Consider the following 18,604-nt stretch of genomic DNA (forward strand, 5'->3'; position numbering starts at 1 on the left):
TTTAGATCCCCTCCGCCGCAAGTCTTTTCGAGATCGCGCCGATATCACCAGCGCCTTGAGTGATCAACAAATCATCCTCGCGTAAGACATTGGCCAATATTGAGTGAAGATCATCTTCACTACTGACGTGGACTGGATCAATAGCTCCGCGTTGGCGAATACTGCCACACATTGATTTACTGTCGGCACCATTGATCGCATCCTCACCTGCTGCATAAACATCCAATAAAAGCAGCACGTCGACCTCTGACAGTACTTTTACAAAGTCCTCATACAGGTCCCGAGTTCTCGAATAACGATGAGGCTGATAAACCATCACCAAGCGCTTTTCAGGCCAACCATCTCTAATAGCTTTAATGGTTGCTTTGACCTCACTCGGATGATGGCCGTAATCGTCTACAAACATGACACTTCCGCCGCCAGGAAGCCGCAAATCTCCCTGCTCTTGGAAACGACGGCCAACTCCTTCAAACCCCATCAAACCTGCTTGAATGGCTTCGGGTGCGATACCTAAGTCAACCGCAACCGCAATCGTCGCGAGAGCATTAAGTACATTGTGTCGTCCTGGCATTGGCAACCGTACTCGCATCGGTTGCCCTTCAGGTAGATGGGCCAAAAATTCGCAATGACGACCTTTTTGAGTGATATTTGTCGCATAGAAATCCGCTTCATGGTCGATACCATAAGTCAGCACTGGGCGACTCAATTGAGGCATGATCGACCTGACCTGCTCATCGTCTACACATAGTACAGCTAATCCGTAGAAAGGAAGATTATGAATAAACTCTACAAACGTACGCTTAACTTCTTCAAAGTCACCTTTGTAAGTATCCATATGATCTTCATCAATATTTGTAATAATGACGGTTTGAGGCTGTAAGTGTAAAAAAGACGCGTCACTCTCATCTGCCTCGGCGACAAGATACTTACTACTCCCCAACTGAGCATTGGCACCGGCACTCGTTAACCTTCCTCCGATAACAAAGGTAGGTGTTTCATCTGTCGCTGCAAGAATAGAAGCCATCAAGCTGGTAGTAGTCGTTTTACCATGAGTGCCAGCAACCGCTATACCATGTCGATACCGCATCAATTCAGCAAGCATTTCGGCCCTACGAACAACAGGAACTCGGTGTTCCTTCGCCCATTTAATTTCTGGATTAGCGTCATTAACTGCACTCGAAACAACGATCACGTGTGCATTTTTTACGTTAGACTCTCTATGACCAATAAATATTTCAATACCTAAGCCAGCCAAACGCTCTGTCACCGTTGAGCTCTTAAGGTCAGACCCAGAGACGCAGTAGCCTTGATTATTCAATACCTCTGCAATGCCTGACATACCCACACCACCTACTCCAATGAAATGGATGTTCTGAATACGGCGCATGGTTGGAATATCGTATTGAAATTTAGCTTCAATCATTTTTCATTAACCTTATACATTGAGCGACGACTGTTTGAGTCGCGTCTGGACGAGCCACTTCTTTAGCTCGTCTTGCCATTTCTTTCAATTTGTCTTGCTCTGTGACACAAGCCATTAAAACTTTAGAAAGCCCCTCGACGGTTAGGTCTTTCTGTGGAATAAGAAACGCTCCCCCCACTTTCTGTAAAGCCAGAGCGTTTTTTGTTTGATGATCATCAATCGCAAATGGAAACGGTACCAGTATTGATGGCAGCCCTGCTATCGCCAGTTCACTAACCGTCATAGCGCCCGCGCGACACAACACAATATCAGCCCAGTAGTACGCTTGATTCATATTGTCGATGTAAGCATCTACACGAGCTTCCACCCCAAGCGCACGATATCTCTCTTCAACAGTTTCTATATTACGAGCACCTGTCTGATGCCACACATCGAGCCGATTCTCACCTTTCCAATTCATCAGTAAATCAGGCACGATGTCGTTTATAGCTTTTGCTCCCAAGCTTCCACCAAGGACCAATAAACGCAGCGGGCGAGCGCCTTGCTCTCGAGGCTGACGTGCGATCTGCTGTAAAATTGAGTTTCTGACAGGATTACCCACCGTCATACCATTTTGCAAAGCCCCGTCGAAGGCCTGAAGCTTTAGTTTGGCAATGTTACTGAGCAATCGGTTTGTCGTACCACTGACCGCATTTTGTTCATGCACTACCACCGGAATTCCCAACAACTTCGCAGCCACCCCTCCCGGCCCAGCAACAAAACCGCCCATCCCTAATACCAAATCTGGTTTTGCTTTGCGCATAACGGCTATCGCTTGACCAATCGAATGAGCTATACGCCAAGGAGCCAACACCAAACCAAGCGTGCCTTTACCTCTGACACCCTTAATTGAAAGCGTATGCAACAGGATATCGTGCTCTCGAACAATTCGCTCCTCCATGCCACCCGCAGAACCAATCCACTCGACATCCACACCAAGGTCGGCAAACCTCTCAGCACATGCAAGCGCCGGATAGATATGCCCCCCTGTTCCGCCAGCCATCAACATCACTTTTTTGGCCTTAGACACCCTTCACCTCCTCATACCGAGTATCAGAGGTTGAGGTTTCCAATTGGCTGTTCTGCCCATTCATTATTCTTCGATTTTCAATATCCACCCGAGCAATAACGAATAGGCTCGACAACGTGATGATCAAACTACTTCCACCATAACTAATAAGAGGGAGCGTTAAGCCTTTGGTAGGCAAAAAGCCAGTATTCACCCCCACATTAATAATTACCTGAGCGAGTATAAGAATCGCAAAACCAAAACTCATATACCCTTGAAACAGGCGCCCAAGACGCATAGCATTCTGCCCAATTTTAAACGCTCGAGTAGTCAATACTGCGAACACCAACAATAAAAGGAGCCCGCCGACCATTCCCGTCTCTTCTACCCAAATCGAAAATACGAAGTCAGTATGCGCCTCAGGCAAATAGGCTAGTTTTTGAACGCTATTTCCTAATCCAAGTCCAAACCATTCTCCTCGACCATAAGCGATTAAAGCCTGAGATAACTGGTATCCATCGTTGAAAGGGTCGGCCCAGGGATCGACAAAGTTCATTAGTCGCTTAATTCGATAGCTCTCCGAAATCGCAACCAAACCTAATGCCGCGACGACAGCAAACACCAACCCTATAAACTGATAAATCGGGGCACCAGCTATAAAAAGCAGCGCAATCACAGTACCAACAAGCACAACTGACGCACCAAAATCTGGCTCTAACAGTAAGCAGGCGAGAAAGAGGAAAGAGACAACCATCGGCATACCAGATCCCATTAGTTTTTCCCGAACCCGATCGGCACGTCGAACTAAGTAACCTGATACATAAACCACCATACACACTTTAGCAACCTCAGAGGCCTGGAGGTTAAACACTACCAAGTTAATCCACCGACGACTGCCGTTTACCGTTTTCCCAATACCAGGCATCAAAACCATAACCAGCAGAACTAATGAAAAGGCCATTAGCCACACACTGTATTCTTGAAGCCGCTCGGTCGATATAGACATCATGAAATAGCCAAATACGATCCCGATGATCAAGTACACGGTCTGGCGCACCATGAAATAATAGGGGTGCCCATAATTGGTTTCCGAAAGAAAAATCGAAGCACTCGACACCATCACTAGGCCTAGCATTACGACGCAGGCGACCGATGCTAGGAAAAACCCATCAACCTGCCGACACTCATGCAACGGGATGGGGTCGAAGAAGCGACGTAAATTCATAATTGATCGACCAACTCGCGAAAGTGCTCACCTCGATGCTCGAAGCTTTTGTACATATCAAAGCTTGCACAAGAAGGGGAAAACAACACTACATCACCTTGCTTCGCGTTACGCTTCACTAGAGCCAATATACTCTCTAAATCAGGATGCTGTGAGTGTGCCGTCTGACTTGGCACAATGTCGAGAATACGTACAGCATCCTTACCAAACACATAGAGATGACTGACAAACTTTTCTAAGGCTGGCACTAGCGGCGTGAAATCCGCCCCTTTACTTAGCCCCCCTGCAATTAGATGGATATTCTTTTGCTGCTTATCTCCAAGCCCTTCAAGCGCCGCCAAAGTCGCCCCTACGTTGGTCCCTTTAGAATCATTAATATACGTAACACCAGCGATTTCCCGTAACGTTTCGCAACGGTGTGCAAGACCAGAAAAACCAGACAAAACCGTTTTCACACGATGGTCACTGACATCAAGTCCTAAAACATCGAGAATTGATAATGCCGCCAACACATTGGCATAGTTGTGCTCACCCTTAAGTTTTATCTCTTTGGCATTAAATAGCCTTTCAACACCTCTACATAACCAAGTCCCATCACTGTCTTTCAATAAACCAAATTCTTTTAGATCAGGGACACCCTTAGTAAATGCTCGAACAGGCGTATTTTGCGCCAACAATGGGGCAGTGAGAATATCTTGTTTATTACATACAGCCGCTTTACAGCCTCGATAAATACGTTGCTTAGCTCGCTGATAGCTATACAAATTATCGTAGCGATCCATATGATCTTCTGAGACATTTAGCAAACATGCGACATCTGCCTCCAAACCATGAGTGGTCTCAAGCTGAAAACTTGACAACTCCAGCACATAATAATCGACTGCCTCGGCAATAAGATCTAATGCGGGTGGCGCAAGATTACCACCTGCAACCGAGCGTTTACCCAGCGCCAGTAGCAACTCATTGACCAAGGTAGTTACCGTGCTTTTTGCGTTAGATCCCGTAATCGCAATGACAGGCGCATTGGCATAATCATGAAATAGGTCAATGTCGCCGCGCATCACGACACCATTATCCGCTAGTTGCTGCAACACGGGTGTCGATAAGGCAATACCAGGGCTAACAAATAATTCGGTTACACCTAGAGTAGCTAACACATCCAGCGACCCAGTATAAACACGCTCAGCAGGACAAATCTTCCGAACTTCATCTAGGCCAGGAGGGTTTTCTCGGGAATCCACAACAAAAAAATCCAATCCTTTACTAGATAGAAATCTGGCAGTTGAGAGCCCAGTCAACCCTAATCCAACGACAGCGCGAATACGATCAGAAGAAATCAATGACATTTATTTATCTCACTTTAAGGGTCGCAATACCGATCAGCACCAAACAAACAGTGATGATCCAAAAGCGCACAATCACTTTCGGTTCCGCCCACCCTTTTAACTCAAAGTGGTGATGTATTGGAGCCATACGAAAGATACGACGCTTAGTCAATTTATAGGAGGCGACCTGAAGAATGACTGAAACCGTCTCCATTACAAAAACCCCGCCCATAATAAACAACACCAGTTCTTGCCGTACGATTACTGCGATGACACCTAATGCTGCGCCTAAGGCAAGAGCCCCAACATCGCCCATAAAGACTTGTGCTGGGTACGTGTTAAACCATAAAAAACCAAGCCCAGCCCCCACTAGCGCGGAGCAAAAGACGATCAACTCACCTGTCCCGTGCACATAAGGGATGAGCAAATATTCTGCAAATTTTATATTACCGGTCAGATAGGCAAAGAGACCAAGCGCCCCCCCTACTAGAACCGTGGGAAGGATTGCCAAACCATCCAAACCATCAGTTAAGTTAACCGCATTACTCGTTCCCACTATGACGAAGTAGGTCAGCACGACAAAGAAGATCCCTAACGGAATGGCAATATCTTTAAAGAGCGGTACAATTAATTCCGTTTCAGCAGGTGTAGATGCTGCAAAGTAGAGGTAGAAGGCGGCGGACAAACCGAAAACACTTTGCCAGAAATACTTCCATTTAGCAGGCAACCCTTTGGAGTTTTTCTCTACTACCTTGCGATAATCATCGACCCACCCAATCGCTCCAAACGACACCAACGTCAGTAACGTAACCCAAACATATTGATTGGTTAAATCTCCCCAAAGTAACGTGCTTACTGTAATGGAGAATATGATTAGAACGCCACCCATTGTCGGAGTGCCCGCTTTACTTAAATGAGACTGAGGCCCGTCGTCGCGGACAGCTTGACCTATTTGTAACCGCTGCAATAAACGAATGACCTTACCGCCCACCAGCAATGAAATAAACAGCGCAGTTAAGACCCCTAAGATTGCTCGTAAAGATAGATAATTAAACACAGAAAAAAAGGTGAGATACTTACTTAAGTACGTCGTCAGGAGCAGTAACATGGATTTATAAATTCCTAGTTTTTTAAGGCGTTAACAATGTCTTCCATTTTGGCAGAGCGCGACCCCTTGACCAAAATAACGTTATTCGAATCCAGCGCCGCTAACAGTGCAATGGCTTCTTCTTTTGTCACACAATAATGAGCACTAGCGCTATTGATACGTTTAGCGAACTCTTGAGCAGCAAGCTGAGCAATCGGCCCGATCGAAATAAACTGATCAACACCTACATTTGCCGCATAGGCTCCAAGCCCTTGATGAACAGATACTTCCTGATCCCCTAGCTCTCCTAACGCCCCGAGCACCACCCACTTAACCTTATCGTGAAACAGTGCCGTGACATCCATCGCGGCCTCAACAGATTTTGGACTGGCATTGTAACAATCATTAATCATTAGAGCTTTACTTTTTGTTACAATTTGCTCCATCCGCCCTGGGACTTGTGCAGGGTGAGACAATTCCGACACCACCTCTGAAAATGGCATACCTAAAGCAATCAAAGCCAATGCTACTGCCATCGCATTCACAACATGGTGACGCCCCGGGCGGTCTAGCATTAATTCGTAAACTTCTTCTTCAAATACCAGTTCAGTTTTTGAGCCAATAGCAGACTGCTCAATATTACGAGCAAAAATGGTCGCATTAGGATTAACCAACGAAAAAGAGCGCAAAGAACGCCCCTTCAGTAAGCCACACCAATAATCATAAGAATCATCGTCCGCATTAAGAATCACTGTCGCATTAGGGCGAGCCGTTTCAATCAGCTTTCCCTTTTCTACAGCAATTCCCTTAATGGACCCAAAACCCTCTAAATGACTGCCACTAGCATTCGTCAATATAACGATATCCGCATGAATCGCACTTCCCAGAAGTTCTATTTCACCGGGAAAACTAGTGCCTGCTTCGACCACAGCACATTGATGTTGATGCTCCAGCGACAACAACGTCTTAGGCACTCCAATTTGATTATTCAAATTACTTTGCGTTTTCAATACGCTTCGATTTTGCTCCAACACTTGCGCCAGCCAATCTTTAACGCTGGTTTTACCGTTACTGCCAGTGATCGCCACAACTGGGTAAGTAAAACGATTTCGTATTAGACGCCCAATGACTCCATATGCCCGCGTCGTGTCTTTCACTTCGATTCTTGGCTCATGTTCGCAATCAGAGGATTCAGCCACCAACACAGCTTTAGCTCCAGCATTGAACGCAGTCGTTATAAACGAATGCCCATCAAAACTGGCACCTGTAAGTGCAACAAACAAACACCCTTCTAGATTTTCTCTTGTGTCAGTAGAAACACCTGACACAACAATATCCTCACCTACCAAACGGCCGCCAGATGCTTTAGCGATATCTGATAATTGCAAATTACCCAACATAAGCTTCAAGCGCTTTAAACGCTTCCTCCGAATCATCAAAGTGGTGACGAACACCGTTAACCTCTTGATAGGTTTCGTGCCCTTTACCAGCAATTAACACAATGTCATCCACATCAGCGCACTCAATAGCTTTCTGAATTGCGATCTCTCGTCGTACTTCTACATTCAACACACTGCTTTCAGTCTTCGCTGCAAGTATTTCGTCAATAATGGCAACTGGATCCTCTGTTCGTGGATTATCTGATGTGAGCCAAACTTCATCTGAGATTTTTTGAGCAACACTCAGCATAAGAGGTCGCTTACCTCTGTCTCGATCACCACCACAACCAAATACACAAATCAGTTTTCCAGCGACATGTTGACGGACAGCAGATAATGCTACATCCAAGGCATCGGACGTGTGAGCATAGTCCACGAGCACAAGCGGAGCACCTTTGACTTTTATCGGCTGCATTCTGCCGGGCGCTCCTTGTAAAAAAGAAAGCGCATTAACCAACTTCGCCTTATCACGAGACAATTCCCAGACAGATGCCAATGCTGCAAGCGCATTCTGAATATTGAACCTACCCAGTAAAGGCAAGGACAATGTATAACTCTCCTCAAACACTCGCAAAGTGAGAAAAACACTATCGTGCTGATATTCAGCACTCAACACACTAAATTCGGCATTCGATTGATGGTCAGAGTAAAACCAATATGGTGCAATGCTTTGCTCTGCAAAAAAAACAGCGTAGCTTGAATCTAAACAAATGACAGCACGGTGAAGTGTCGGAAAATTGAAAAGTTTAGCTTTAGCCGCCGCGTAGTTTTCCATCGTAAGATGGTAGTCGAGGTGATCACGCGTTAAGTTAGTAAAGACTGCAGTGGTCAGAGGGACCCCTACTAATCGCCTTTGTTCTAATGCATGTGACGATGCTTCAAATGCAACAAAATCAATACCTTGAGAAGCAAATTCGGACAGGAGCTTATGAAGTGTAAGAAGATCAGGTGTAGTTTGCTTTGCGTCACGAAGAGATCCCAAAGGCCCTATCCCAAATGTGCCGATCATACCGCTTTTGTAGCCCATTTGATCTGCAAGCTGAGCAATATAATAACAGGTACTCGATTTCCCATTCGTTCCGGTAACAGCAACAATATGCTTCGGAGCTGGCCCATAAATTTCGCGCACCAGCTGAGCAAGCGCATTCTCTAAATTGTCTATTTCAACAATTAGCATACGAGACGATTTAACATGGATACCACGAGGAACCAATGCTATCGAGCACCCTGCAGCTTCAACTCGGTCTAAATAATCCCAACCGTTTGAGGAAACACCGGAGAGTGCGATAAACACTGTTCGCTCATCCACCAAACGAGAATCGGTCTCTAAGGACCGATACGTATAATGACTTGAAGTGCTTGGGCAAACTATCCCAAGCCAATTAAATAATTGCTCTTGAGTAAACATCTGCTAGTTACTCTGCACAACACGATACGGAGTTTTCGTTTCAAGACGAACTTCCCGCAGCCCCTCTGGGCGATCAGGAGGTACATTTAATGTGGTCAACGCCCCCTCCATCACCCGCGAAAACACAGGCGCAGATACCTCACCGCCATAATAGTCTTGGCCTTTTGGATCATTCACCATCACAACCATAGCCAGCCTAGGATCTGTAGCTGGCGCTACGCCAGCAAAGAGCGAAATGTATTGATCGTATTCATAGCCAGAAGCACCAACCTTATGAACGGTACCCGTCTTGCCCGCTACGTTATAGCCAGGAATCTGAGCTTTTTTACCTGAGCCTTGCACGACCACCTGCTGCAACATTGCAACGACATCACGAGCTATATTGGCAGGCACAACTTGCTCCCCTTCCGGCGGCAAATCCTGTTTAAAAATAGTGACAGGCACTTTATAACCGTTGTTCGCCAAAACCATGTAAGCTTGGGCCAGCTGTAGTGTAGAAACAGACAAGCCGTAACCATAAGAAAGAGTAGCAATCTCTGAAGGGTGCCATTTAGGATGCATTGGTAGCACACCTGTCGCCTCTCCTGGAAATCCAATCCCAACAGGAGTGCCAATTCCTAACTCATAAAACATGTTCCAGATTGTATCCTGAGGCAAGGATAAGGCGATCTTCGATGTCGCTACGTTACTGGATTTTATTAAAAGTTTTTGAAGATTAATCTTGCCATAGTTCCCGAGATCTCGAATGGTATAACGCCCAAAACGAATATAACCTGGTGCGGTATCAATGATAGATTCCGTTGTGTATTGTCCCGAACGCAGCGCAGCGGTGACGGAAAAAGGCTTCATTGTCGACCCGGGCTCAAACAAATCGATTACAGCACGATTACGTAGCTGATCGTATTCTAACTCAGAGCGATCATTAGGGTTATAGGAAGGTTGATTAACCATCGCTAATATCTCTCCCGTGCGCACATCCAGGATGACGGCAGAAGCAGATGCGGCGCGCTGCTCGGTCACAGCAGCTTTCAATTCACGATACGCCAAATACTGCAAACGCATATCAATACTGAGCTCAATATTCTCGCCTGCTTGCTCAGGAATTTCTTGCCCCAAAACACTGATGATATTGCCTTTCAAGTCTTTCATGTAAGAAAGCTCACCTGGCTTACCTTGTAGCGCGTTATCGTACGCTAACTCAATGCCTTCTTGCCCCTTGTCATCGATATTTGTAAAGCCAACCACTTGGGCGGCAACCTCACCCGCTGGGTAGAAACGCTTATATTCTTTTATTTTACTTACGCCAACCACATTGGCATTTATAATGGATTCAGCTTCATGAGGCGGTATTTGCCGTTTTAGATAGATAAACCCTTTATCTCGATTCGCTTCAAACCGCTCCATCAACCAAGTGCGCCCCACCCCCATCGCTTCAGCCAAGCGACCAATCTCTTTTTCTGGTGTTTTCTGTTCTTTAAGAGGCTTGCCAAGATTGCTTGGCGACGATTCCAGAGCCCACAACGCACGTGGGTTGGCAATGACTGTCCATGTGGGAGTACTCACTGCAAGAGGCTCGCCATTTCTATCTAAGATCATGCCACGGGTAGCCGGAATGGACTCCGTTCTAACTGCACGCATTTCCCCTTGGTTCTGGAGAAACTCCTTATCAAGAACCGTCAAATAGAACAGCCTGCCAGCAGCGACAGAAAATAGTCCGAGCGCAATCATATACACCAAATACAGGCGCCATTTTGTGGGGTGATTATGACTTTCATTCATACTCATGGCTTCACTATTACCAATTCATCTTGACTGGGTGCATGCATATTTAGCGTCTTGATAGCCGCTTGCTCTAAGCGGCTAGGCTGAGTTAGGGTGCTTTGTTCCAAAAGCAGCTGCCCCCAAACGACATCATAATTGACCTCATCTTTTTTAAGCTTCTGCAAGTACGCAAAGTCTTTACGGAACTCGTATACCTGAACCACTAACACGATCGCGGAGACACCGGTTATCAATAACGCGATCAAGAAAGCGATCTGCTTTGGGCCTTGATTACTCACTAACCCTCTCCATGACACGCAAAACTGCACTGCGAGAACGGACATTATCATCCACTTCATTTTTAGATGGCTTGAGCGCCTTTCCAACTGTTTTAAAATGGATATTTAAATGCGTATTCTGAATAGGCAGGTGGCGAGGTAAATCGGGGCCTTTACACATCTTCTTCATAAACTGTTTTACAATTCGATCTTCAAGAGAGTGAAAGCTAATCACCACTAAACGCCCACCGACTTTCAATGCATTAGCTGCCGCGACCAACCCTTCTTCAAGGTCTCCCAGTTCGTTATTGATGTATATGCGTATACCCTGAAACGCACGTGTCGCCGGGTTTTTGCCCTTCTCCCAAGCTGGGTGGGCTTCAGCGACTATTTTGGCAAGCTGCTTGGTTGTTGTAATGGGAGTATCGGAGCGATACTTCACAATGGCCTTGGCAATACGCCGCGAGAACCGCTCTTCACCATATTGGTACATAACGTCGGCGATCTCTTTCTCGGGCGCACTCGCGATCCACTGCGCTGCGCTGACTCCAGCATCTGGATTCATTCGCATGTCTAAAGGGCCATCGTTCATAAAGCTAAACCCACGCGAGGCATCATCTAGTTGAGGAGATGAGACGCCTAAATCCATCATAATCCCATCAACCTTCTCGACCCCCAATGCATCCGGAAGGTGATCAGCCATGTTGGCAAAACTATCTTGTACAATCGTAAAACGCTCGTCTTCCTCTTCAAGCGCCTTACCGTAGCTAATTGCTACTGGGTCTTTATCAAAGCCCAACATCTTTCCTTGTGATAAACGCGATAACACGAGACGTGTGTGCCCTCCACGCCCAAACGTTCCATCGACGTAATAGCCGGCTTCATCTGTTACCAGCATGTCGACCGACTCGTTCAGCATTACACTGATATGTTCTGAGGTGCTATCTGTCATAGAGATATGTCCATCATGCTATCAAGTTCTAAATTTTCTAACGTTGTTTCCGACAAGTATGCTTCGCGCTGAGCATCCCACTCTTCTTGGCCCCATATTTCCAGCTTTTTACCCTGCCCAAGCAAAGTAGACTTTCGAGTAATTTTGGCAAACTCTCTCAACGGTGCTGGCAACAATATCCGCCCCGCACCATCAAGATCCAAATCTGTAGCATGCCCAACCAACAACCGTTGCAAGCGCCTCGCCTGTGGTTGAAATGAAGGCAGCTTATCGAGCTTTTGCTGAATCTGTTCCCATTCCTGAACAGGATAAAGCAGCAAACATCGAGACACAGGATCAATCGTTACTACAACACTGGATTCATCATATTGAAGAAACTCATCACGTAAGCGTGCCGGAAGAGACATACGCCCCTTAGCATCTACGCTTACCTGATGAATTCCTCTGAACACGCTCATTACCCACTTATCGACACTTCACCCCACAATTTAACACTAAATCTTCAAAATGGTAAAAAAAAACCCAAAAAAACTGATTCCAAAGAAAGAAATTACACTTTGGGCACACGTATTTTTGGGTTTCTTTAATATTTAGGAGTATTTCAGAAGTGGTAGAGGTAGCAAAAGAAGGAAGTAAAGCAAGTTGGTCGATAAGCCGGGTTCTGTCGTGGACAGTCATTCATCTAATACGTACATCACTGTACGTCTTTAGCAACCTACCCGAACTCAGCGCGGGTCACGCCAAAGAGTTCCTATTTGGTCTTGCTTCAAGTGGGGTTTACCATGCCACGAGCTGTTACCAGTCGCGCGGTGCGCTCTTACCGCACCATTTCAACCTTACCGGCAGTAAACTGCTTAGGCGGTATATTTTCTGCTGCACTTTCCGTAGGCTCACGCCCCCCAGGCGTTACCTGGCACTTTACCCTGCGAAGCCCGGACTTTCCTCCCCCCATAAAATGGGCGGCGACTGCCTGACCAACTTGCGGGTGGGGATACTACAGCTTGCATACACAATTGCAAGAGAAAAATCACCATGCTCTAGAGCGGCAAACAGAAAGACACCTCTAACCCCCCCTCTGCGCGGTTTTGAGCCTGAATCTCGCCTTGGTGTGCATGAACTATACGCTTAGCAATCGTTAACCCGACACCGAAACCACCGCTGTTCGCCTCTCGTGCAGACGAAGATCGGAAAAATGCATGAAATATTTTATCGAGCATTTCGTCGGGCACGCCTGGACCATTATCCTTGATCGAGATAATCGCTCGACCATTAATCACAGACGACTCGACCACCACCACGCCTCCGTCCCCTGCGTAGAAACAGGCATTTCGGAGTACATTTTCGACGGCGTGGCGCAACTGAACCTCATCACCATTAAAATGTGAAGGTACATTGCCCACTCGAGTGATAGAAGTACCTCGAAGCTGTGATTCAAACTGCACATCAGCCACAATCTCATCCAGCCATGGCTGAACGTCTATTTGTCGCTTTTCAAGTGATGCTGCTTCGAGCCGAGACAAGGTCAATACTTGCCCGATTAACTCATCTAGCTCATGCAGCTCATTACGAATTCGATCTAAATAGTTTTGTTGGTTCGCTTGACCATGCTTATCCTCAGCGATTGTGAGCGCCACTTCGATTCGCGCTAACGGGGTTCGTAACTCGTGAGACACATCACGCAATAATCGCTCTTTAGAACTCAGCAATGTTTCTAACCGCTCAGCCATTTCATTAAATTCTCGCGCCAAATTACCGATCGCATCTTTACGTCGAACTAGACGCGAATCAACCCTAGCACTCATTTCCCCCTGACCAAAAAGGCGAGTAATTTTTTGCAGTTTAAGTAATGGCCCTAATAACCAGTACGCCAATATTGCACTAGAGATTAGCAATCCAAGAATCGATAAAAGCACTATCCCCCACGGACTGACAAAGTCAGACTTAGGGTTCGGCCGAAACACCAATAAGTACTGAGTATTCTTTGACCCGACAACTTGAATAAACTGACTACTTCTAAAATCCGCAGATGGCGACTTACCCGCATCATCCAGCGGTGACCCCATATTCGAGCTATCTTTAAAATTCTTCGGTAGAGAACGAAGCAAAGGCTTTCCGTTTTCCTGATATATATAAAGACTGCCGCCTAATTCCTTTTCAAATTTTTGCGCCTGCGTCATTAAGGCATCAGCACCTTTTGTCTCATAGACAGAAACCAGCGTCACACCAACATCACCGAGCACATCAGCTGAAACTTCGTTACGTCCTTCAACAAAATCCACAACGCCTAAGCCAATCGCCACAACAATCATATTAGAGAAAAGGACGACTAAGAAAACGCGCAGAAACGTATTTTTCATATAATCAGGCAGCCAGTTCAAATTTTAGTTTTCCGCTCCATCTACAAAAATATAACCTACACCACGAACAGTCTTAATACGCGGCTCACCATTTTCAAAACTACCGACCTTTTTCCTCAAATTACTGATATGCATATCTAAGCTTCGGTCATACATCGTCAATTTACGACCAAGCGCCTTCTCGGATAACTCCTGTTTTGTCATCACTTGACCCGGCACAAGCATCATACACTCTAACAGCGCGTATTCCGATGTCGTTAGTTCAATCGCCTCTTCATGAAGGTAAACCGTCCTATCTCGTCGGCGAAGCAAAATATCAGACAGCTCCAAATCGGCCATAGGGTCATCTTCTTTTTCCTGAGAAGAGCGACGCAAAATAGCCTTAATCCTGGCTAACAACTCTCTAGGGTTAAATGGTTTAGATAAGTAATCATCTGCCCCCATCTCTAGACCGAGTATACGGTCAATATCATCCCCTTTCGCTGTCAACATTATGACAGGAATAGAGCTTTTGTTGCGGATCTGCTTAAGTGTTTCAAAACCATCGAGGACAGGCATCATCACATCCAATATCACAATATCAGGACGATCCTGCTCTATAAAGTCTAGTGCTTCTTGACCATTCCAAGCATGAGTTACTTCATAGCCTTCACCATCAAAATATTCTTTCACTAAATCAGATAGACGCGCATCGTCGTCTGCTAAAAGCATCTTAACCATAACCAACCCTTTCAAATGTAAAGTCGTTTGACTAAATCATCATATGGTAGTAAGCGGATAATTAAATCCCTCTTTTCAAACAACTGACACTTTTTACTATCGGTCTGACGTATTGCCACCCTAAAACGAAAAAATGCCTTTGCAGGGTTACTGCAAAGGCATTTTGTTATTTCGCGTAAGCGCCGCTATTTCACTTCAATGACTTGCTCTTCGATGCGAGCTTTCCATTCAGCAGGGCCCGTTAGATGTACCGACGTACCCGCTGAATCAACCGCAACGGTAACCGGCATATCTACAACATCAAATTCATAGATAGCTTCCATCCCCATTTCTGGAAACGCAACAACGTCAGCTTTTTTAATCGCTTTCGATACAAGGTACGCAGCACCACCTACTGCCATCAGGTAGACAGCTCCAAATTCCTTGATAGCTTCGATAGCAACAGGCCCACGCTCAGCCTTACCGATCATCCCTAATAAGCCAGTTTTCTCTAGCATGGTATGAGTGAATTTATCCATCCGTGTAGACGTAGTGGGACCTGCAGGACCAACCGCCTCATCTTTGACTGGGTCAACAGGCCCAACGTAATAAATGAATCGTCCTTTAAGATCAACCGGCAACTCTTCACCGTTGGCGATCATTTCAACCATTTTCTTATGTGCAGCATCACGCCCTGTCAACATCTTACCGTTTAGCAAAATGGTTTCACCTGGCTTCCAATCTTTGACCATCTCAGGAGTAATCTCATCTAGATTAACACGGCGAACGCTGTCACCGACTTCCCATGTGATATCTGGCCAATCATCCAATGAAGGCGGCACAAGATCGGCTGGCCCTGTTCCATCAAGCGTAAAATGTGCGTGGCGCGTCGCCGCACAGTTTGGAATCATTGCGACCGGCAATGACGCAGCGTGCGTTGGATAATCCATAATCTTCACATCAAGAACGGTCGTCAAACCACCAAGCCCCTGCGCACCGATCCCTAGATTATTCACCGCTTCGAAGATTTCTAAACGCAACTCTTCTGCACGATTCTGAGGCCCGCGAGCTTTTAACTCATGAATATCAATCGGCTCCATCAACGACTCTTTAGCCATTAACATGGCCTTTTCAGCCGTGCCGCCGATACCAATACCCAACATACCCGGTGGACACCAGCCCGCCCCCATTGTAGGAACGGTTTTCTTAACCCATTCAACGATTGAATCAGATGGATTTAGCATCGCCATCTTAGATTTGTTCTCTGAGCCACCACCTTTTGCAGCAACATGAACCTCAACGGTATCTCCAGGAACAACCTCCATATGAATCACAGCAGGAGTATTGTCTTTAGTATTCTTACGAGCACCAGCAGGGTCGTCTAGGATAGAGGCGCGCAACACATTATCTGGATGGAGGTATGCACGGCGCACACCTTCATTAATCATGTCTGTAACGCTCAATTCACTTTCCCATTGAACATTCATGCCCACTTTAACAAATACCGTTACTATCCCAGTATCTTGACAGATTGGGCGCTTACCTTCGGCGCACATACGAGAGTTGATAAGGATCTGTGCCATAGCATCTTTTGCTGCTTGACTCTCCTCACGCTCGTAGGCTTCGTGGACGGCTTTAACAAAATCTAAAGGGTGGTAGTAAGAGATAAACTGAAGTGCATCGGCGACGCTGGAAATCAGGTCATCTTCTTTAATAATGCTCATGCGACTCTCCTGCTGAGTATTATGCTTTTATAAGGAAGAAGAATGGTAAAAGAAGCGTCACAGCATTAAAAGGTTTAACTAAAATTTTCAGCAGATATAGCAACCATTCATAGAAATGATACTAAAAAACTAAAAGACCCCTCAGTGCAAGGGGTCTTTTAGTCGAATTGCTAGCCTATGCTTTTTGAGAAGAACGCGGGTTACGCACCGAATATTGCACATATTCTTCTAATGTTGACGAGGTAAAATGCTCTCGCTCACTCAAAGACGGAATCTGCTCTGCCTCCCAGTTAATTAAGCAAACAAAAACCGAGTACTTATTAATACATCCGTAATCCAGATCCCGAACACTTATTTGATGAGAAGCCATGAGCCTAAGTACCTGCTCAATCACCTTCTGGCTTTCAAAGTGACTTACGCCCTCAATGCTTTTCAGCATTCTCTGAACACGCTCTACAGGGTTCTCGGATGGAGTAGGTTCAACACTGTTACGGCTCATCATCAGGAACTTATCGAGCATCTCTTCTGTATACGTCTCACGCTCATGCACATCCGAGATCAATGCACTTTCTCGCTCTAACAGTCGAATAAATAAGCTCTTGTTACGGATATCAGAAAACTCAAGGTCTCTTAAACTCAACTCACTTTCGGACATAATAGCAATGACTTTGGCATAAGAGTCTTTCGAGTGATCATGTCCTTTCGCAGCTAAAGCAAGATGATGTCGCAACTCATGCATAATTTTCGCAGCACGGTAGTCTTCTTTTAATTGAATATGATAAGCGTACTGCTCCTTATGACTAACTAACTGAGCACTCAACTCTTCAAAGCCTTGCTGCGCATCCTGCTCTGCCCGCAGGGAGCGAATTCTCAACTCAGATCGCTGGGCCTCCCAAGCCTCATAAGCTCTTGCTCTTGCTTGAAATGCGCGTTCTATTGCCTCTTCAAAACTCTGCTCAATTCGGGCTCTTTCGGAGCGTTCACGCTGCTCTTCTTGCTCAATGGAAGCACGTTGACTACGTCGTGACTTCAATGCCTCTTGGGCAAGTGTCAATTGACTTTCCAACCCATCGATTTGTGCTTGAATGGCTGACTCGTCAAAGTCCAACAACTTTTCATGCACTTTAGACCAATAACTGTCATCTTCAAATGGCACATCAGGGTTACTCGACGAATATTGGTTGCGTAAAGTTTCCTTAAAGGATTCGCCCGATGGACGGAACGCACTTGAGGCATCAATCACGTTATCGTGAGTTGCAAAGCGCTCTTCACTCTTATCATCCTGATCACTCACCGCATCAGACTCAACAGCGTCATTCATCTCTTCAAACTCACCCGTGTTAATGGAAACCTCTTCAGGCTCCTCAGTCATCGTTACATGATCATCATTCACTGTCGCACTTTTGGAAGCCGACATTTCGACATCAAAGTCATCAAAAGACGGAGCAACCTGCTCCGTTTCGCCTAAAACTTCTTCTGATACACTTTCATCTTGTTCAAACTCGTAACCATCATCAAGGATGGTCTTCGCATTGGCATAGGCTTTGTCTGGATCAATCGGCTTCTCTGAAAAACGGCGCTGAGAAACAGAACTAGAATCTTGATTAGTTTTTGGTGCTTTAGCATGGCGAGGAGGACCACTCCAACTGACTTTAAACAGCGTTGTTCGGTCACATAACTGGTACATGGGAATATCACCTTGGTTCAACCCATGCTGCAAGATTATCGACTCAGCATGACGAAACGCCATACTGGACTCACTCGAATTCGTAGAAGTTGCCAGATTTAGTAGCTTTACGACTTTCCCAATCGCTTTTTTTCTTCGTCTAAGACTCATTATTACGCCGCCTCTGCTCTTTCGACATTGCTCTAAATACT

15 protein-coding genes and 1 other RNA gene are annotated in these 18,604 nt (G+C 45.8%); all 16 read right to left on the reverse strand.

What is annotated here, in order from left to right:
- Position 1: 1 nt before the first annotated feature.
- Positions 2-1,423, reverse strand: coding sequence for a UDP-N-acetylmuramate--L-alanine ligase (murC, locus tag DN730_RS16655; protein ID WP_115469280.1), 1,422 nt, complete (start codon positions 1,421-1,423; stop codon positions 2-4).
- The gene (murG, locus tag DN730_RS16660; RefSeq protein ID WP_115469281.1) at positions 1,416-2,492 is read right to left on the reverse strand and encodes an undecaprenyldiphospho-muramoylpentapeptide beta-N-acetylglucosaminyltransferase; all 1,077 of its coding nucleotides are present in this window, start codon (positions 2,490-2,492) and stop codon (positions 1,416-1,418) included. The genes murC and murG overlap by 8 nt, the downstream gene beginning before the upstream one ends.
- Positions 2,485-3,696 (reverse strand): putative lipid II flippase FtsW, encoded by a 1,212-nt coding sequence (gene ftsW, locus DN730_RS16665; RefSeq protein WP_115469282.1) that lies wholly within the window; start codon positions 3,694-3,696, stop codon positions 2,485-2,487. Before ftsW ends, murG begins: the two co-directional genes overlap by 8 nt.
- Positions 3,693-5,042, reverse strand: coding sequence for a UDP-N-acetylmuramoyl-L-alanine--D-glutamate ligase (murD, locus tag DN730_RS16670; RefSeq protein WP_115469283.1), 1,350 nt, complete (start codon positions 5,040-5,042; stop codon positions 3,693-3,695). Before murD ends, ftsW begins: the two co-directional genes overlap by 4 nt.
- 4 nt (positions 5,043-5,046) lie before the next feature.
- Positions 5,047-6,129, reverse strand: coding sequence for a phospho-N-acetylmuramoyl-pentapeptide-transferase (gene mraY / locus DN730_RS16675; RefSeq protein ID WP_115469284.1), 1,083 nt, complete (start codon positions 6,127-6,129; stop codon positions 5,047-5,049).
- Positions 6,130-6,143: 14 nt separating this feature from the next.
- Positions 6,144-7,508: a UDP-N-acetylmuramoyl-tripeptide--D-alanyl-D-alanine ligase gene (locus DN730_RS16680; protein WP_115469285.1), complete on the reverse strand. Its 1,365-nt coding sequence runs from the start codon at positions 7,506-7,508 to the stop codon at positions 6,144-6,146.
- Complete coding sequence (locus DN730_RS16685) at positions 7,498-8,955, reverse strand: UDP-N-acetylmuramoyl-L-alanyl-D-glutamate--2,6-diaminopimelate ligase (RefSeq protein ID WP_115469286.1); 1,458 nt, start codon at positions 8,953-8,955, stop codon at positions 7,498-7,500. The genes DN730_RS16680 and DN730_RS16685 overlap by 11 nt, the downstream gene beginning before the upstream one ends.
- Before the next feature lie 3 nt (positions 8,956-8,958).
- Entirely contained in the window at positions 8,959-10,734 is a 1,776-nt protein-coding gene (locus tag DN730_RS16690; protein ID WP_425452780.1) for a peptidoglycan D,D-transpeptidase FtsI family protein, read from the reverse strand.
- Between the two features lie 2 nt (positions 10,735-10,736).
- On the reverse strand, positions 10,737-11,015 hold the full coding sequence (gene ftsL, locus DN730_RS16695; protein WP_245958002.1) for a cell division protein FtsL: 279 nt from the start codon (positions 11,013-11,015) through the stop codon (positions 10,737-10,739).
- Positions 11,008-11,946, reverse strand: coding sequence for a 16S rRNA (cytosine(1402)-N(4))-methyltransferase RsmH (gene rsmH, locus DN730_RS16700; protein WP_115469289.1), 939 nt, complete (start codon positions 11,944-11,946; stop codon positions 11,008-11,010). Before rsmH ends, ftsL begins: the two co-directional genes overlap by 8 nt.
- Complete coding sequence (mraZ, locus tag DN730_RS16705; protein ID WP_115469327.1) at positions 11,943-12,398, reverse strand: division/cell wall cluster transcriptional repressor MraZ; 456 nt, start codon at positions 12,396-12,398, stop codon at positions 11,943-11,945. The genes rsmH and mraZ overlap by 4 nt, the downstream gene beginning before the upstream one ends.
- Positions 12,399-12,580: 182 nt before the next feature.
- An RNA gene (gene rnpB, locus DN730_RS16710) (RNase P RNA component class A) lies at positions 12,581-12,928 on the reverse strand.
- A gap of 55 nt (positions 12,929-12,983) precedes the next feature.
- On the reverse strand, positions 12,984-14,303 hold the full coding sequence (locus DN730_RS16715) for a HAMP domain-containing sensor histidine kinase (RefSeq protein ID WP_115469328.1): 1,320 nt from the start codon (positions 14,301-14,303) through the stop codon (positions 12,984-12,986).
- 24 nt (positions 14,304-14,327) lie between these two features.
- A complete protein-coding gene (locus tag DN730_RS16720; protein WP_115469290.1) occupies positions 14,328-15,023 on the reverse strand; it encodes a response regulator transcription factor in 696 nt (231 codons plus the stop codon).
- A 185-nt stretch (positions 15,024-15,208) separates the two neighbouring features.
- Positions 15,209-16,726, reverse strand: a complete 1,518-nt coding sequence (locus DN730_RS16725; RefSeq protein WP_115469291.1) for a fumarate hydratase — start codon at positions 16,724-16,726, stop codon at positions 15,209-15,211.
- Positions 16,727-16,901: 175 nt separating this feature from the next.
- Complete coding sequence (locus DN730_RS16730) at positions 16,902-18,563, reverse strand: DUF2786 domain-containing protein (protein ID WP_115469292.1); 1,662 nt, start codon at positions 18,561-18,563, stop codon at positions 16,902-16,904.
- Between the last annotated feature and the right edge of the window lie 41 nt (positions 18,564-18,604).

The organism is Marinomonas piezotolerans (assembly GCF_003362755.1).
In the GTDB taxonomy this organism is placed as follows: Bacteria; Pseudomonadota; Gammaproteobacteria; order Pseudomonadales; family Marinomonadaceae; genus Marinomonas; species Marinomonas piezotolerans.

Excerpts from the sequence above, each read along its gene's own strand:
- murC (WP_115469280.1), bottom strand. The coding sequence starts at position 1,423 with ATGATTGAAGCTAAATTTCAATACGATATTCCAACCATGCGCCGTATT.
- ftsW (WP_115469282.1), bottom strand. The coding sequence starts at position 3,696 with ATGAATTTACGTCGCTTCTTCGACCCCATCCCGTTGCATGAGTGTCGG.
- murD (WP_115469283.1), bottom strand. The coding sequence starts at position 5,042 with ATGTCATTGATTTCTTCTGATCGTATTCGCGCTGTCGTTGGATTAGGG.
- mraY (WP_115469284.1), bottom strand. The coding sequence starts at position 6,129 with ATGTTACTGCTCCTGACGACGTACTTAAGTAAGTATCTCACCTTTTTT.
- DN730_RS16680 (WP_115469285.1), bottom strand. The coding sequence starts at position 7,508 with ATGTTGGGTAATTTGCAATTATCAGATATCGCTAAAGCATCTGGCGGC.
- DN730_RS16685 (WP_115469286.1), bottom strand. The coding sequence starts at position 8,955 with ATGTTTACTCAAGAGCAATTATTTAATTGGCTTGGGATAGTTTGCCCA.
- DN730_RS16690 (WP_425452780.1), bottom strand. The coding sequence starts at position 10,734 with ATGAATGAAAGTCATAATCACCCCACAAAATGGCGCCTGTATTTGGTG.
- rsmH (WP_115469289.1), bottom strand. The coding sequence starts at position 11,946 with ATGACAGATAGCACCTCAGAACATATCAGTGTAATGCTGAACGAGTCG.
- DN730_RS16715 (WP_115469328.1), bottom strand. The coding sequence starts at position 14,303 with ATGAAAAATACGTTTCTGCGCGTTTTCTTAGTCGTCCTTTTCTCTAAT.
- DN730_RS16720 (WP_115469290.1), bottom strand. The coding sequence starts at position 15,023 with ATGGTTAAGATGCTTTTAGCAGACGACGATGCGCGTCTATCTGATTTA.
- DN730_RS16725 (WP_115469291.1), bottom strand. The coding sequence starts at position 16,726 with ATGAGCATTATTAAAGAAGATGACCTGATTTCCAGCGTCGCCGATGCA.
- DN730_RS16730 (WP_115469292.1), bottom strand. The coding sequence starts at position 18,563 with ATGAGTCTTAGACGAAGAAAAAAAGCGATTGGGAAAGTCGTAAAGCTA.